16 protein-coding genes, 1 tRNA gene and 1 pseudogene are annotated in these 16,066 nt (G+C 41.9%); 12 read left to right on the top strand and 6 right to left on the bottom strand.

Annotated features, from left to right (window positions below):
* The first annotated feature begins 104 nt into the window (after positions 1–104).
* The 4 genes from htpG to nspC all read left to right on the top strand — a co-directional run bounded on the left by htpG (position 105) and on the right by nspC (position 5,066).
* Complete coding sequence (gene htpG, locus OIU26_RS16000; RefSeq protein ID WP_040101687.1) at positions 105–1,985, top strand: molecular chaperone HtpG; 1,881 nt, start codon at positions 105–107, stop codon at positions 1,983–1,985.
* 158 nt (positions 1,986–2,143) lie between these two features.
* Positions 2,144–2,404, top strand: a complete 261-nt coding sequence (locus OIU26_RS15995; RefSeq protein ID WP_013370429.1) for a bacteriocin immunity protein — start codon at positions 2,144–2,146, stop codon at positions 2,402–2,404.
* Between the two features lie 314 nt (positions 2,405–2,718).
* A complete protein-coding gene (locus tag OIU26_RS15990) occupies positions 2,719–3,918 on the top strand; it encodes a saccharopine dehydrogenase family protein (protein ID WP_013370430.1) in 1,200 nt (399 codons plus the stop codon).
* Positions 3,919–3,926: 8 nt separating this feature from the next.
* On the top strand, positions 3,927–5,066 hold the full coding sequence (nspC, locus tag OIU26_RS15985; protein ID WP_013370431.1) for a carboxynorspermidine decarboxylase: 1,140 nt from the start codon (positions 3,927–3,929) through the stop codon (positions 5,064–5,066).
* Positions 5,067–5,267: 201 nt separating this feature from the next.
* On the opposite strand, the gene OIU26_RS15980 is transcribed toward nspC, so the two are convergent.
* Both OIU26_RS15980 and OIU26_RS15975 read right to left on the bottom strand, forming a co-directional pair.
* Positions 5,268–5,768, bottom strand: a complete 501-nt coding sequence (locus OIU26_RS15980) for a hypothetical protein (RefSeq protein WP_264217366.1) — start codon at positions 5,766–5,768, stop codon at positions 5,268–5,270.
* A gap of 328 nt (positions 5,769–6,096) precedes the next feature.
* A complete protein-coding gene (locus tag OIU26_RS15975; protein WP_264217365.1) occupies positions 6,097–6,591 on the bottom strand; it encodes a hypothetical protein in 495 nt (164 codons plus the stop codon).
* A 298-nt stretch (positions 6,592–6,889) separates the two neighbouring features.
* Between OIU26_RS15975 and OIU26_RS15970 the strand changes: the two genes are divergently transcribed.
* Together OIU26_RS15970 and OIU26_RS15965 are read left to right on the top strand one after the other, a co-directional pair.
* On the top strand, positions 6,890–7,405 hold the full coding sequence (locus OIU26_RS15970) for a hypothetical protein (protein WP_264217364.1): 516 nt from the start codon (positions 6,890–6,892) through the stop codon (positions 7,403–7,405).
* 70 nt (positions 7,406–7,475) lie between these two features.
* Positions 7,476–7,985, top strand: coding sequence for a GNAT family N-acetyltransferase (locus OIU26_RS15965; RefSeq protein WP_264217363.1), 510 nt, complete (start codon positions 7,476–7,478; stop codon positions 7,983–7,985).
* A gap of 103 nt (positions 7,986–8,088) precedes the next feature.
* Here OIU26_RS15965 and OIU26_RS15960 read toward each other — a convergent pair whose 3' ends face one another.
* Entirely contained in the window at positions 8,089–8,523 is a 435-nt protein-coding gene (locus OIU26_RS15960) for an N-acetyltransferase (RefSeq protein WP_264217362.1), read from the bottom strand.
* A 381-nt stretch (positions 8,524–8,904) separates the two neighbouring features.
* Here OIU26_RS15960 and OIU26_RS15955 point away from each other — a divergent pair.
* A tRNA-Leu gene (locus tag OIU26_RS15955) sits at positions 8,905–8,989 on the top strand.
* Positions 8,990–9,080: 91 nt separating this feature from the next.
* Here the strand turns inward: OIU26_RS15955 and OIU26_RS15950 are convergent.
* Positions 9,081–9,611: an NAD(P)H-dependent oxidoreductase gene (locus OIU26_RS15950; RefSeq protein WP_264217404.1), complete on the bottom strand. Its 531-nt coding sequence runs from the start codon at positions 9,609–9,611 to the stop codon at positions 9,081–9,083.
* 197 nt (positions 9,612–9,808) lie between these two features.
* Between OIU26_RS15950 and OIU26_RS15945 the strand changes: the two genes are divergently transcribed.
* Both OIU26_RS15945 and fabV read left to right on the top strand, forming a co-directional pair.
* Positions 9,809–10,165, top strand: a complete 357-nt coding sequence (locus OIU26_RS15945; RefSeq protein ID WP_064796177.1) for a winged helix-turn-helix transcriptional regulator — start codon at positions 9,809–9,811, stop codon at positions 10,163–10,165.
* Between the two features lie 216 nt (positions 10,166–10,381).
* Positions 10,382–11,560, top strand: coding sequence for an enoyl-ACP reductase FabV (fabV, locus tag OIU26_RS15940; protein ID WP_264217361.1), 1,179 nt, complete (start codon positions 10,382–10,384; stop codon positions 11,558–11,560).
* 109 nt (positions 11,561–11,669) lie between these two features.
* Here fabV and OIU26_RS15935 read toward each other — a convergent pair whose 3' ends face one another.
* Positions 11,670–11,873, bottom strand: coding sequence for a hypothetical protein (locus OIU26_RS15935; RefSeq protein ID WP_040101679.1), 204 nt, complete (start codon positions 11,871–11,873; stop codon positions 11,670–11,672).
* A gap of 168 nt (positions 11,874–12,041) precedes the next feature.
* Here OIU26_RS15935 and OIU26_RS15930 point away from each other — a divergent pair, with 168 nt between their 5' ends.
* From OIU26_RS15930 to OIU26_RS15920, 3 genes and pseudogenes are all read left to right on the top strand, one after another.
* On the top strand, positions 12,042–13,193 hold the full coding sequence (locus OIU26_RS15930; RefSeq protein ID WP_264217360.1) for a sn-glycerol-1-phosphate dehydrogenase: 1,152 nt from the start codon (positions 12,042–12,044) through the stop codon (positions 13,191–13,193).
* A gap of 190 nt (positions 13,194–13,383) precedes the next feature.
* Complete coding sequence (locus OIU26_RS15925; protein ID WP_058829378.1) at positions 13,384–14,490, top strand: GntR family transcriptional regulator; 1,107 nt, start codon at positions 13,384–13,386, stop codon at positions 14,488–14,490.
* A 275-nt stretch (positions 14,491–14,765) separates the two neighbouring features.
* Positions 14,766–15,014: pseudogene (locus tag OIU26_RS15920) on the top strand (FGGY-family carbohydrate kinase); the annotation flags it as partial.
* A gap of 202 nt (positions 15,015–15,216) precedes the next feature.
* Here the strand turns inward: OIU26_RS15920 and OIU26_RS15915 are convergent.
* On the bottom strand, positions 15,217–15,801 hold the full coding sequence (locus tag OIU26_RS15915; RefSeq protein WP_013370447.1) for a helix-turn-helix domain-containing protein: 585 nt from the start codon (positions 15,799–15,801) through the stop codon (positions 15,217–15,219).
* Positions 15,802–16,066 lie beyond the last annotated feature (265 nt).

Here is a 16,066-nt window from a genome sequence, read left to right as displayed (position 1 = left end):
GTAGGCTAGCACTCGAATGGTGGGAGTGCTAACAAAGTTGAATCGTTTGCATAGCTCTTATCCGCTGGCCTTACATAGGTTTATATTTGAAAGGAGATATCCGAATGGAGAAAAAACAGTTTCAGGCTGAGTCCAAGCGTCTGCTCGAAATGATGATTAACTCGATTTACACTCAAAAGGAAATTTTCCTAAGAGAGCTGATCTCCAACGCAAGTGATGCGATTGATAAAATTTATTACAAAGCACTGACAGACGATCAATTGGTCTTTGACAAAGAAAATTATTATATTAAAGTAATTGCTGATAAGGATAATAGAACGCTAACTCTGCGTGATACCGGGATTGGGATGACCAAGGAAGAACTGGAAAATAATCTGGGCGTCATTGCTAAAAGTGGTTCATTGGCATTCAAAAATGAAAATGAGTCCAAGGATGGTCATGACATCATCGGTCAATTCGGCGTCGGCTTCTATTCAGCTTTCATGGTAGCAGATGTAGTTACAGTAACTACCAAGGCTTTGGGAAGCGATACGGCTTATAAATGGGAATCAACAGGTGCTGACGGTTATACCATTGAGGCGGCTGAGAAGGACGAGGTCGGAACCGAGATTGTACTGAAAATCAAGGAAAACACCGAGGATGAGTCCTACGACGAATATTTGGACGAGTACCGTTTAAAAGCGCTTATTAAAAAATACTCCGACTTTATCCGCTACCCGATTAAAATGGATGTTACAGGCAAGCGTCTGAAAGAAGGAAGCGACAACGAATTTGAGGATTACAAAGAAGAACAGCGTATTAACAGCATGGTGCCCATCTGGAGAAAAAATAAAAGCGAGCTAACCGACGAGGATTATCAAAATTTCTACGCGGAAAAACGCTATGGCTACGACAAGCCGCTCCAGCATATCCATGTCAGCGCGGACGGCGCGGTAGTGTACCAAGCTATTCTGTTTATTCCTGAGAACATACCGTTTGATTTTTACTCCAAGGAATATGAAAAAGGGCTGGAGTTGTATGCCAACGGTGTACTGATCATGGAAAAATCTCCTGATCTGCTGCCGGATTATTTTAGCTTTGTGAAAGGTATGGTTGACTCCGAAAGCCTGTCACTCAACATTTCGAGAGAAATGCTGCAGCACGACCGTCAGTTGAAGCTGATTGCCAAAAATATCGAAAGTAAAATTAAAGGCCAGCTGTTGACTCTACTCAAAAATGATCGGGAGAAATATGATCAATTCTACAAATCATTTGGCAGACAATTGAAATTTGGTGTCTACAACGATTACGGCAGACATAAAGAAACCCTTCAAGATCTGCTTATGTTCTACTCTTCTACAGAGAAAAAACAGGTTACTTTAGACGAATATGTATCTCGCATGCCAGAGGATCAAAAGTATATTTATTATGCTTCCGGGGAGTCCAACGAGCGTATTGAAAAGCTGCCGCAGACCGAATTAGTGGCCGATAAAGGCTATGAAATTTTGTACTTCACTGATGATATTGATGAGTTCGCTATTAAAATGCTCTTAAGCTATAAAGAGAAAGAATTCAAATCCGTATCGAGTGGCGATCTGGGCATTGAGTCTGACGAAAATGAGAAAGAAACTGAAGCGGAACAAAATGACAACAAGGAGTTGTTCGAGTATATGAAGGGCTTGCTGGAAGGCAAAGTATCCAGTGTAAAAGCCTCCAAGCGCTTGAAAACACATCCGGTATGTCTGTCTGCAGACGGCGAAGTGACTATTGAGATGGAGAAAATTTTGAACGCCATGCCGAATAACGCTGATGTCAAAGCGAATAAAGTGCTGGAAATCAACGTGAACCATGCGGTGTTCAACTCTTTGAAAGAAGCCTTTGCCGAGGATAAGGAGAAGGTAAACCTCTATACGGCATTACTGTATAATCAAGCTTTGCTGATCGAGGGCTTGCCGCTGCAAGATCCGGTTGAATTCACGAACGATATTTGCAAAATCATGGTTTAATATGATTTATTACGATATAGAGCCGTTCCCGTACCGGGGGCGGCTTTATTTATTATGACACTTCTTAAAGCTCCATAAAAGGTCGTATAGTGCTTACACTAGAAGTGTAAGGCTACAACACTATGTTGACTATAATCCATACCTAGGAGGGCGATTGTATGAGTCTGGACCGAAACCCATTGAAACTCCAAAAGTTAAACCGAAGTGAGCTTATACAGTTGGTGGACAAAATTATCAGAGGCGAGGGAACGGAGGAGGAACTTGACAGCATGCTGACTGAAGTCATGCAAAATACACCTCATCCGGGGATTAGTAATTTGATTTATTGGGACGACCGTGATTTGAGTGCGGCAGAGATTGTAGATGAAGCATTAGCCTATCAGCCCATTATTTTACCACCCCATGAATCTTCTTCATAGGACGCGGAGGGGTGGTCTTTTGTTCAAAAATAAGATAATATGATTTCTTTAAGACATGAGCATTATATTCAAGAAAACTTCCATTAAAGGTGTGTTGGATTCCTTGTAATGTATGGGGAAATGTTTGCTTTTGGCTCGCTTCACAAAGAATTTATGCATAATTTTGGGATTTGTAAAGTTTTTGTGACATGCTCCTGTGAATTTCGACACAGCAAATTGTCGTTTTTCTTGATTATTTGGTGGGATGTCTTTATAATCATTTTGTTTGCAAGAATGAATAGCGATTAGCGTATGGAATAAGGAGGTTATTTATTTTGGGAAAAGCATTGATTATTGGCGCCGGTGGCGTGGCCAGCGTTGTGGTGCATAAATGTTGCCAAAACCCAGATGTATTTGAAGAAATTTGTATCGCAAGCAGAACTGTTGAGAAATGCGATGCGCTTAAAGAGAAGCTGGGTGGAGGTCGTACGAAGATCCAAACGGCTCAGCTTGATGCTGACAACACCGACATGGTCATTGACTTGATTCGAAGCTTTCAACCGGATGTAGTTATCAATGTGGCTCTCCCTTATCAGGATTTGACGATAATGGATGCTTGCCTTGAGACAGGTGTTCATTACGTTGATACGGCGAACTATGAACCGCCGGATACGCCGAAGTTTGAATACAGCTGGCAATGGGCCTACAAAGAAAGATTCGAAAAAGCAGGAATTACAGCTCTGTTGGGCAGCGGTTTTGATCCAGGCGTGACTGGAGTATTTACGGCATATGCTCAAAAGCACTATTTTGATGAAATTCATACGATTGATATTGTGGATGCAAATGCAGGGGACCACGGATATCCTTTTGCAACTAACTTTAATCCGGAAATCAATATTCGTGAAATTACAGCGAAAGGCCGTTACTTTGAAAACGGAGAATGGATTGAAACTGAGCCACTTTCTGAGAAAAAAGTATACGACCTGCCTGAAATTGGACCGAAAAATATATATCTTTTGTATCATGAGGAACTGGAATCTCTTGCAGTGAATATTAAAGGCGTGAAAAAAATCCGCTTCTGGATGACGTTCTCGGACAATTATCTGAATCATTTGAACGTACTTCAAAACGTAGGCATGACTTCGATCGAGCCTATTGATTATGAAGGACAACAAATCATTCCACTGCAATTCCTGAAAGCTATTTTGCCGGACCCGGCTTCTCTGGGACCAAGAACAAAAGGCAAAACAAACATTGGCTGCATCATCCAAGGCGTGAAAGATGGAAAGCCAAAAACCTATTATGTTTACAACGTTTGTGATCATGAGGAATGTTATGCAGAGGTTGGCTCCCAAGCCATTTCTTATACAACAGGTGTTCCTGCCATGATCGGTGCAATGCTTATCATCAAAGGTCTCTGGAAAAAGCCAGGCGTTTACAACGTTGAGGAATTCGATCCAGATCCATTCATGGAAGCACTAAATAAACACGGATTGCCATGGCAAGAGAACTTTTCGCCAACGTTGCTTGATTGAGGTCTGCGATGAATATTGATATTACCGGACTCCCATCACCTTGTTATCTTGTTGACGAAAGACTTCTTGTCAAAAACCTTGAGGTTTTGAATTCCGTACAAGAGCGGACAGGTTGCAGTATTCTGCTTGCTCTTAAGGGATTTTCGATGTTTTCGACCTTTCCTCTGGTTGGCAAATACTTAAAAGGCGTAACCTCCAGTTCGTTGTTCGAGGCAAGACTCGGTCGCGAAAAAATGGACAAGGAGGTTCACGTATACGCACCAGCTTATGTTGACAGTGAATTTGATGAGCTATTGGAGTATGTTGACCATATTGTTTTCAACTCCTTTGATCAACTGAACCGCTTCAAAAGCAGAGTGCAAGGCGTAACTTCCAAAAAAATCGATATCGGCATTCGAGTGAATCCGGAATATTCGGAAATTGAAACACCGCTGTATGATCCTTGCTACAACAACTCCAGAATGGGTGTGACTCTGGCTAACTTTAGACCTGAGGATCTGGATGGCGTGGACGGTATTCATTTTCATACGATGTGTGAACAGAATTCAGATACGCTGGAGCGCACTATTAAAGTCGTGGATGAGAAATTCGGGCCATACATTAAGCAAATGAAATGGCTCAATTTTGGCGGCGGTCACCATATTACCAGAGAAGACTATGATCTGGACACACTGGTACGCTGTATCCAATATTTTCAGGATAAATACGGTGTGCAAGTTTATCTTGAGCCAGGCGAAGCTATCGCTCTGAACACCGGATATCTGGTTGCAACCGTATTGGATACGATGAAAAACGGAATGGACATTGCCATTCTGGATACTTCGGCTGAATGTCATATGCCTGATGTGCTGGCTATGCCTTACCGCCCGAATATCATTGGTGCTGGCAAGCCTGGTGAGTATGCACATACTTACAGACTTGGAGGACTTACGTGCTTGGCTGGAGATGTGATTGGTGACTATTCCTTTAAAGAGCCATTGAAGCCGGGAGACAAGCTTGTATTCTGCGACATGGCCCATTACACGATGGTCAAAAACCATATGTTCAACGGAGTCAACCTGCCAGCCATCGCCAGCTACAACGATGAAGAAGGCATCAAGGTAATCCGTCAGTTCTCCTACGAGGACTTTAGCTCGCGTTTGTCGTAAGACCTACACAGGAGCAACAGAACTGAGTGCCTCGAATAGAATGACTGAACTACAAAAGCCTCGCCCCTTTAAAAAAGGGTGAGGCTTTTTGGTGTAGTTAGGATTTTTTAGTCTTTATATGTGTCTGTTGCATGTATCCAATACGACAACAGGCATTAAAGAACGATACACAACTTGAAAAGTTACATAAATTTAATTAGCCTACCTTACAACTTCAGAAGAGACTTTATAGTCAAACATTTTTCCTCCAGGTTGAAGTCCGTACGCATTGACGGTTAGGTAGTAATCTTTACCTTGTTCAAGAGTTGCATTTAAAAAATATTGACTATTTTTTGAACTTTTGATGCTTTGACCATTACTATCGAAGAGGGTTAGCTCCAACCAAGAATCGGGATATCTGTGTCCCTCAATTGTGAAGTGAACTTCTCTTGAGTTATTTTCTGCCATTATTTTATATACATCGTAGTTTTCCCACATCCCATGCTTCTCTTCACCGAGGGTTCCAATGACCCCATCACCTATAAAATAATAGTTAGCTTGTTCAAAAGTATCATTTGGCTCCTGTTCATCATATTCAAGTAAAGGGGCAATAGTTGATTCCTTTGCAACTGGTACAGAATCTGCTTCTGCAGCTAAAGCGACACTGGCAGTAGTACTCAACATAAGTGTAAGACCTAATGAAGCTAATAATGTTTTTTTCATGAATCAGAGCCCTCACTTTTTTTGGTTTATATTCATTTAAGTATACCTATTAATTTTAGGTTGTTATTCTATATCATTCACTAAATAATCATATACACAAAAGAAATAACAATACGTGAGTATAATAGAATCATTATTATAATATGGTTATTTTTACATTATGGGGAAGTTTATATCAACCATAAGCACGGAGAAGGTGTTAGCGTTCATCCATAATTCTCCTACGAGGATAGCGCGTTTGTGGTAAGAAAAGAGTTGTTAAAAGGTGTAAAAATGTAGTCCTGTAAAAGGATCGCGTTTTTTTGTTAACTTCAATTTATCCTTTGATCTACTTGATCGTAGAAGTAACTTTATAGTCGAATAATTGACCTAACTCAGCACCGGGTGTTTCTACGACCAGGTAGTACCATTTGCCAGCTTCAAGATTTTTACCTAAAGAGTATTCACGATCATTTGCATATCTAATGAAGTGTCCGTTACTGTCAGCCAAACCAAGTCTCAGCCATGTATTAGGATATATGTCCCCTTGAATATTAAATTGATACCAACCAGATTGAAAGGCTTTAAACTTATAATAATCGCTATTGTCATAACCTCCATCAATGTGTTTGCCTATTTCCCCATAGATGTCATCTCCTGCTAGTATTTCACTAGCTTCATCGAACCAGTTGTTAGGCTCTCTGTCAGTCCCATTCCCAAAGAGCTGGATAGATTCCTTTTGTAATGCGGGTGCTGCTTCTTGAGCTTCTTGAGCAGATGCAACAGCGGTGGACGTGCTTAATAGAAGTGCAAGACCCAGTGTGGAGAAAACTGCCTTTTTCATTTAATCATCTCTTCCCTTCTTATATTTTGGGATTTAAATGAATATGTATAACCAATCCCATCCAGTATTATATATTGAATCCCAATAAATTGGAATAAAAATGTAACAATAAACAAAAATATATATTTTTTTGTCACAATTATGAGTTTTTACAAATTTATTCATTAAACTTCTATTAAGAGTTAGCCAACTTACTGTATACTATAGAATTCCATCTTAGTATGCTTTCGTGAAAAGGGGCATCCTATTTTAGGAGTAACACAAGCTATGTTATACTCCATAATTGGAGGTGAGAAAAATGTTCGACCCGACCGTTTTTGATAATTTAAAAGTGGCTATGGAAAATGCGGTTTATGATCTGGATAATCTGGATTCACGTATTAACATTACACAGCGAATCGATAGATTGGAAATGTCGGTAATGTCGCGTGAATTTGGTGTACAGTTCAGTCTGAGAGAACAGCTGGGTGTGACGGCAGAACTTCAACTAAAAATGGATTTAAACAACCTGGCTGCAGAAATTTTGGAAATGGAAGATCAAACTCCGGGATGTAGCTTATTGCTGTATTTTGATATGAAGATTCGAGATATTGAGGCACAATGCAGCCGGATTGAAAAAATACTGGCCGAAATTTGGAAGCCTGAACTTCGACCAGTACAGACGCTAAGTCAGATTTACGGAGAGAAGACATCTACATACCATAATAGGATTGAACTCCGATTTTCCAGGCAAATTAACGAAGATCAGATGGAGGATATTCCAGAGTTGTTGGAACATATGTTGCTGACGCTTACGGAATTAAACAAGATCTAAACATCCCTCTTCCTCTTAATAAAGACAGCCTGTCATTTGGGGAATTTAGAGGTAAAGGAGCTGGAGATATATGATAAATGAACACGATTTTCCTGAAATATATGCGATTATGGAGTCTTCTTTTCCAGCATCAGAATGCAGGACGTTTGAGGCTCAAAAGGCTTTGCTAAAACATCCTAGCTATCGCATCATGACTGAAAAGAATGAGCAGGGGAACATAGTGGCTTTCTTGGCAGGTTGGGAATTCGCGCATTTTCGATTTGTAGAGCATATTGCGGTAGATTCCCGTATACGAGGTGGCGGATTAGGCAAAAAGCTTATGAGTAGATTTGTCTCACAGTCTGACCAACCGGTAGTGCTGGAGGTTGAGCCGCCAGTGGATGAATGGTCACGGAGAAGAATCGGCTTTTACGAACGATTAGGGTTTCATCTGAACGATTTTGAATATGTACAGCCCCCTCTAAGAGAAGGACAGGCAGATCTGCGGCTTCAGATTATGAGCTATTCAGATGCGTTGGCTGAATCGGCGTTTGCTCCGTTTAAAGAGATTTTATATACCGAGGTTTATGGGCTTAAATAAGAGACTAGACAGTTAGTAGATAAAATTAAAAGGCTCTGCTTGTGCCGTATGGATACGGGAGCGGAGCCTTTGCTCTAAAAAGTTAAAGGGTGCTTCATTATTATTAATGTTTAGTCCATATCATCACAAATTCCTTCTCCTCAGTTTCGGCATCCACAGATTCCGCTTGAATGGTAAATCCATTTTTAGTATAAAAGTTAAATGCTTTCGTGTTGGATTGATACACCTTTAATTGAATTTCGTCATGCTGCTTCTTAACCCAATCTAATAGTAGCTTGCCATAGCCTTTTCTTTGAGAATCAACACGTATAAACAGAGCAGCCAAGTATCCATCCAACATGGAAACGAAGCCGCCAATCGTATGATCATCCTGTATGATAACGTAGTTTTGAGCGAGGGGAAGGTACTTGTTCTCCATCTCGGCAGCTTGAGAATTCCAATACTGTGGAGCAATAAAATGATGGGCTTCTACAGAAGCATCCAGCCAGATGGCTACCAGTTCTTTCAACTCTTCTACTTTCACAGGTCTAATCGACATTGTAACGCCTCTTTTCACATTATGTAATCTTATCTATATTAAGTATGATACTGAAATAAAAAAGACCGTCCGTGGACGGTCTTTCTACCCGTGGCGCTTAATTAAAACCTTGATCCGTATCCCGCGCCTCCGTCAACTCTGTAAATTAGAGAATAACGGACCGGGTAAGGGATACGCTCAACATGTGATTATTGATGTTGACGCACCTCCTTTCCTGATGCGTTCATCTTACCATATCTGGTTGGTGATATCCAGTGATTTTATTATATTTGCTAGTATTATTCATAGAAAATATAATATAAAAATGGCTTGCTTTTAAATTCTATGCAAGATATAATCTTAATTACGGTAATTAAAGATGTTGCCGTCAGTACATAGTATGCGGTCGTGGCGGAATTGGCAGACGCGCACGGTTCAGGTCCGTGTGGGCTAACCCCCCGTGGAGGTTCGAGTCCTCTCGACCGCATTATACCTAACATTTACAGGTTCTTGGATTGGCTGGATGCCACCAAGAACCTGTTTTTATATGCTTAAAATGCTGCGTGTAAATAGCCATTTTATTTATACTGGAATATATACTTAATATAGTCCTTCGCACTATGATTAATGTCTTCATCACTTGCTTGAAACGAGGCTCCAAAGACAGCAAAATAGGGTAATGTCGTGGCGCCAACATGTACTGCGCTTGCTTTAAAAGGGGCTATGACTTCATCTACCGTAAATGTAACGGAACCAGTAGATAAGTAGTTTTCTTTTTTATCACCAATCGACATAGCGATCCCTAGCTTCTTTCCTGTTAACTTATCACCTTTTGAACCATAAGCCCATCCATGGGTAAAAACATCATCAAACCACTTTTTTAATAAAGGAGGGTAACTATACCAATATAAAGGGAATTGAAATATGATATTGTTGTGTGCTTCAAGTAACTTTTGTTCTTTCAAAACATCAATGCTCCAGTTTGGATACTCTTTATAAATTTCATGAATTGTAATTTCATTGGTATATTGAAGTAATTCTTGTTTCCATCTTTGATTTACTCTGGAATCTTCAATATTCGGATGTGCTAAAATCACGAGAGTCTTCATCATAAATCACCTTTCTTACATAGCATCTTTTGCTTTTTGTGGATACGTCTTATTATTCTGTACGCTATAAAAAAAGTAAATACGCACAATAAAGTAATATTGTTACTTGAAAGTGTGCATGGTACTTAGAGTAAAGATATGGGATTATAATATTAATCAGATCAACTTAGTTATTTTAGCGTTGAAGAGGTGGTCGTATGAAACAATATAATTTAGGCATAGAAGCAACACTTGAGATCATCGGAGGTAAGTGGAAATCTTTAATCATATGCTTACTAATGTCTGGTAGAAAGAGGACAAGTGAATTACAGCGTAGTATTCCAGGGGTTTCTCAAAAAGTCCTTATACAGCAGCTCCGTGAACTTGAGAAGGATGGCATCGTTGGCAGACATGTGTATAATCAAATGCCTCCAAAAGTGGAATATTATATAACAGAATATGGTATAACAGCAAATGAAATAATTGATTTAATGTGTACCTGGGGAAGATCGAATATCAAAAAAAGACAACAGCAAGGAGAAGATGTGCGGTTGTTAGAAAGTGAGTCAAAATGAATAGTAGAGTGAAAGAGCGCTGGAGACTATGATGTTTACGGCGATTTTCTTTTTTTATAGAGTCGGTGGTTCGGGGATGTCTGTTGTCGAGTATATGATCGGTTGCCTTCAAGTACTATGTTATATGTTGAGCCACAAGCTGATTTGTAATATAGTTATGACTGGACAACCATTCCATCAATATTAAATGAATGCCAAAGTAGGGGGACCCTTGCAATGATTATTAAACCGAAAATTCGTGGTTTCATATGTACGACTGCGCATCCTGTAGGATGTGCGGCCCATGTTAATCGTCAAATCAACTACATCAAAGACAGCACAGCATTACAAGGAGCTAAAAAGGTACTCGTGATCGGAGCATCCACAGGCTATGGACTGGCTTCACGCATTGCTGCAAGCTTTGGTATGGGAGCTGACACCATTGGAGTATCCTTTGAACGTCCTGCTTCAGAGGGACGCACAGCATCGGCAGGCTGGTACAATACAGTGGCCTTTGAAAGAGCGGCCAGAGCGGCTGGCTACATAGCGGAAAGCATTAATGGAGATGCTTTTTCCCATGAAATTAAGCAAGAGACGTTAAAGCTGGTCAAGGAAAAACTGGGCAAGGTAGACCTGATCGTGTATAGTGTCGCCTCACCACGGCGGACCCATCCAGATACGGGTGAAACCTTCAATTCCGTTCTCAAGCCTATCGGACAGCCTTTTACGAATAAAACGGTGAATACGAATACGGGTGTCGTATCGGAAATTACGCTGGAACCAGCTACGCAGGAGGAGATTGATAATACCATCACGGTCATGGGTGGCGAAGATTGGTCTTTATGGTTAAAAGCGTTAGAAGAAGCCGACCTGCTGGCTGAAGGAGTAACCACACTGGCTTACTCGTATATTGGTCCCGAGATTACGGAGGCTATCTATCGTAAAGGAACCATTGGCCAAGCTAAAAATGATTTGGAAGCCACCGCACATACTTTAACAAAGCAACTGGAGCCTTATCATGGGAAGGCCTACGTTTCAGTGAATAAAGCTTTGGTTACACAATCCAGTTCCGCTATACCTGTTGTGCCTCTGTATATTTCCTTACTGTTTAAGGTCATGAAAGAAAAGGGGTTACACGAGGGATGTATTGAGCAGGCACAACGTCTGTTCGAAACGTTATACAGTGGATCTATTGTGGAAACGGACGAAGAAGGGCGTATTCGCCTGGACAACTGGGAAATGAGAGAGGATGTGCAGCAAGCTGTTAAAGCGGCTTGGTCTGAGATTACTACCGAAAACGTATCCGAACTGGGTGATCTTGAACAATACCGTTTGGATTTCCTTCAATTGTTTGGATTCGGTTTTGATGAAATTGATTATGAATTGGACGTTGATCCAGAAGTTCACACGAATTAAGTAAAATAGGTTCCAAGTCAAAAACGGGTACTCTCAAGCTGCGATGGCTTGTGAGACCCGTTTTTTAGGTATGCAGGCAAATAAAAATGGGCTCGTTCACCAACAAATTTCACCGAGAATTGGACGTGGAAAGCGACTTTTGGTGCAGCAAGCGAAAAACGGCAATGGTAATGATAATCCCTGCAATGCCAAAAACCGTGACAGAAGTCAGTGCGCGATAAGCTTGCCAGCCGAACAAAAAAGCAATCCCACTGCCAAACGTTGTACCTGCCAGTAACCCGAGTGCGCAGGCAATGTCCGTTCCAAATTTCATAATCATGTTCCTTTCGAATGGTTGAATTGAATAGTAACTTGTACGTTTTTTCTGGACTTGTACCTACACTTGTGCGTACAATTAAATAGTAATCGTTTTCAAACGGAATCTATTTATTAGTATGGATCATTCTTGTACAAATTATTCCTTTTTCAGGAGGCTGATGAAATGAATATGAATGAGCAAATCAAGCTGTGGAACGAAGAGGCGCAGGCTAGTAACGCTGATCATCCTCACCGAAAGGTTGAATTGTTTATTGAGGTACGGGATGGAGCGCTTGGATCCATTGCTCCTTATTTGATTCAACAGAATTATCGGCATGTCACTCTGGTAGAGGATGAGCATACTTCAGCGGCAGCAGGGAAAAAAGTAGCTGAATTCATCCGTGAAGCAGGTTTGACAGTTGATGTAGTCCGGCTGCCTCCGAATGCGGTAGGGGATGTTATTGCTGATGAAACTTACATTATGAAGGTTCTGCTGGGTGTAGCGGATCAAAGTCAGGCTGTACTTGCTGTAGGGTCCGGTACAATTCACGATCTGGTTCGCTTTGTATGCTATAAAATGAATCGTCCGTTCTTGTCAGTCCCAACGGCTGCCTCCGTAGATGGTTTTACCTCCGCCGGTGCCCCATTAATTGTGGATGGAAGCAAGCAGACGTTCCAAGCCGTCCCGCCAGAGGCGATCTTCGCTGACTTGTCCGTACTGGAGAGTGCCCCTCAAACGATGACTGCTGCGGGTTTTGGCGATATGCTCGGTAAGTTTACCTCATTAGCAGACTGGCATGTGTCCAGAGATTTGGGAAACGAGCCGTATTCACCTGTGGCTAACCGAATTACCGAGGAGGCTTTACGTGCCTGTGTAGAGCATGTTGATGAGATTGCGGCAGGCAGCAAGACAGGTGTCGAGGTGTTGATGAATGCGCTTATTGCATCCGGTATTTCGATGTTGATGATTGATCATTCCCGCCCTGCATCAGGTGGAGAGCATCATATTTCTCACCGAATTGAGATGGATTTTATTGCAGAGGGGCGCAAGCAAGTTTTGCATGGTGCCAAAGTGGGCGTTGCCTCTGCTTTACTGTCTGATATGTACAGGGAATTGGCTGCCAATCAGGATGTGGAGGCTTTTAAAGTATATCGGACTTTGCCTACATCGGAACAGATGCGTGCATGGCTAGCTCAGGTTGGAGGTCCGTCTACCATTGCCGATCTGGGGGTTACGCAGGAACAGCTTGATCGTGCTTTGCGTACGGCACATACTTTGCGTGATCGCTATACCGGACTCAAGTATATGAATGAACACCAGTTGCTCCGTTCGTAATGTGTGTTACACCTACACCAGAGTCATTTAGATACTCAGTCTAAGCACGGGAAGGGATTTGTGAATGGCTTTACGCCTCCGGCAGCTATACAACGATATCCTGCTCCTGTAACATTTGTATGTACAAATGGACGATATGCTATAATCGGAATACGAATAGGTACATGATATGGCAAGTACGGAGGAAATTATGGCGCCCAAATATATACAAGTTAAACAGGAAATTTTATCATGGATTCATTCATGCAAACTGGAGCCGCAAAGCCAGCTTCCTTCTGAACATGAAATGTCTGAACAATTTGCAGTTAGTCGGCAAACGGTGCGTCAGGCCCTGGGTGAGCTGGTACAGGAAGGTTGGCTGTTTCGCATACAGGGCAAGGGAACCTTTGTCGCAACACGGGATCATAAGGAACCCGAAGATCCACGGACAATTGGAGTCGTTACAACCTATATATCGGATTATATTTTTCCATCCATTGTACAGGGAATTGAATCCAAGCTAAGCCGGCAGGGCTACAAGCTACTGCTATCAAGCACAGGTAATGACCCTGAACAAGAACGTCAGTGCTTGGAAATGCTGCTGAGTCAACCACTGAGTGGAATTATTATTGAGCCGACCAAAAGCGGGGAACGTAATCCCAATTTGAACTATTATTTAACCGTGGAAAATCGCCAAATCCCTTATTTAATGATCAATGCGCGTTATGAGGAGATGGACGCACCTTGTCTGCGTTTGGATGATGAGAAGGGTGGTTTTTTGGCAGCAGAGCATTTGATCAAGCTGGGGCATCGGCGATTGGCTGGTTTTTTCAAAACCGATGATATGCAAGGAATTCTGCGGATGAAGGGATTTGTAGCTGCTCACCGTAAATATGGAGTGACCTTACATCCGAACGCAGTAACGACGTACCGGACTGAAGAAAAAAATGAGCTTCCGTTACAACGCGCATCGCAGCTGCTGGCGATGGAGGCAGGGGAACGTCCGACCGGATGGGTGACCTATAATGATGAACTGGCGGTGCGGCTACTGGATATTGTACGTTCGGCGGACCTGAGCATTCCCCAAGATCTATCGCTGGTTGGGTTTGATGATTCATTTTTGGCGACAGCCACGGAAATCAAACTTACAACCATTCGGCACCCCAAGGAAGAATTGGGATTACGTGCCGCCGATACCATGCTATCGATGATTAAAGAGAAGGGGTATCGTGAAGAAGATCGTCAGTGGATTATACCTCCAGAGTTGATTGTACGCGAATCCACGGGACCAGCTCAGGCAATGTCTGGAGGATTTTGAAATGGGGCTATCAATCGTTTGGGTTCAACGCTGAATTTTGAATGGCATGCTACTCGCCATACCGAACAGCCTGTTTTCTGGATTGCAGAAAATGGGCTGTTTTTTCTATACATTTTAGAAAATGTATACATAAAACTATCAAAAAATACATAAAAAAGCTGGTTGAGCTGTACGTACAAGTGTGTGATGAGAGTGGTACCAGAAATGAAAGTAAGAAGAGTGACCTAAATTTATTAGGAACATTAAATCAGGACGTTTGGGAGGACAGACTGGCAGCCGTGGCTGCAGGAGCTGAAGCTGGAGAGTACGACAATATCGTCGAAGCAGCACGCCATATGGCACGTGTACGGGACGAGAGCTTCAGACCGATTCCTGAGAACGCTGCCGTCTATAATAAGCTCTATGAGGAATACAGCCGTCTTCACGACTACTTTGGATGTGGGGGCAACCCGGTTATGAAAAAGCTGAAGGCTATCAAGGCAGAAGGTGGACGTTCAGCTGAAGCGGCAAGCGCTCATTCCTAAGAAGTATATAAATTATAAGCAAGAAGCATTTAAATTTTGCTATCTAAAAAGCACAGTACACCGAGGAATCGGCAGACTGTGCTTTTTTGCTTTTATATTCTGTGAATTACATGATGTGAAAGCCTTATGCATGAAAGATGGTAATGCGTTCCTTTCAAAGACTTTCATGAAAAAATCAATCGTTTTGTTTTAAAGGACATTTTTACTTTTTCAGCATGGCATCAGCAAACAAAATGGATTTTGGAATACGGAAAAACTGTTCCGCCTGATCCTGGAAAGTTTGCGAAGGAACGGTACCCTGATGCAACCATTTCCGAAATGTACCGGGGTGAACGCCAATCCAATGACTGACATCAGTCACCGAAATATCATGTACCATGCACAAACCCGCCAAAATCCGGTTTTTAACTGGAGAACGAGTTACAGTCCGTTTCATAAAACGGGACGGCGATGGTTGACAAATGAGCGGTGAACGCCGGACAACCTCTTCATTAAATAGAATATGGTGCGGATAACCAAGTGTGTTACACGTCTTTTCCAGATTAGTGTTGCCGGGAATACGACCTTCATATACCCACGCGCTGACGCTGCGAGAGGAGATGGAAAGCTCCTCGGCAAGTTGGGACAGTTTAATGTCATTAGCCATCAAAACGGCAAGCAGAACGCGATTGCGTACTTGACAGCGTGTTGGTTTGCGAAAACGTTTGACACGCACGCCTTTTCCCAAATATTTGCGATTGATCAGAGACCACGCCTGAATGGAATGTTTGTCTTGTTGTTTAGGCATATACCCTCCGATTTTTTTTAAACACATACTACTATACCCGAAGGGGGCTTTGCAAGTGACTCCTATCCTGATTTTCTTTTAATCCCATGGGCTTAACCGGTTTATGGAAAATAAGGTCCATTTGACCTATAAAAATGGAAGTTTAAGGTGTTGATATATTAAAATGTAACATTTTTTATGGAAATGGAGGTAATATGTTCTTCTCTTACGATTGTGAGGATGTCAGAGAGAAAAGTGGGTTTTTGCAGCCCAACATGCAATTTTT

The organism is Paenibacillus sp. BT-177 (assembly GCF_025846815.2).
GTDB classification, from domain to species: domain Bacteria; phylum Bacillota; class Bacilli; order Paenibacillales; family Paenibacillaceae; genus Paenibacillus; species Paenibacillus polymyxa_C.
The sequence above is the reverse complement of the archived record's forward strand: the minus strand, read 5'-3'. Positions and strand labels throughout refer to the sequence as shown.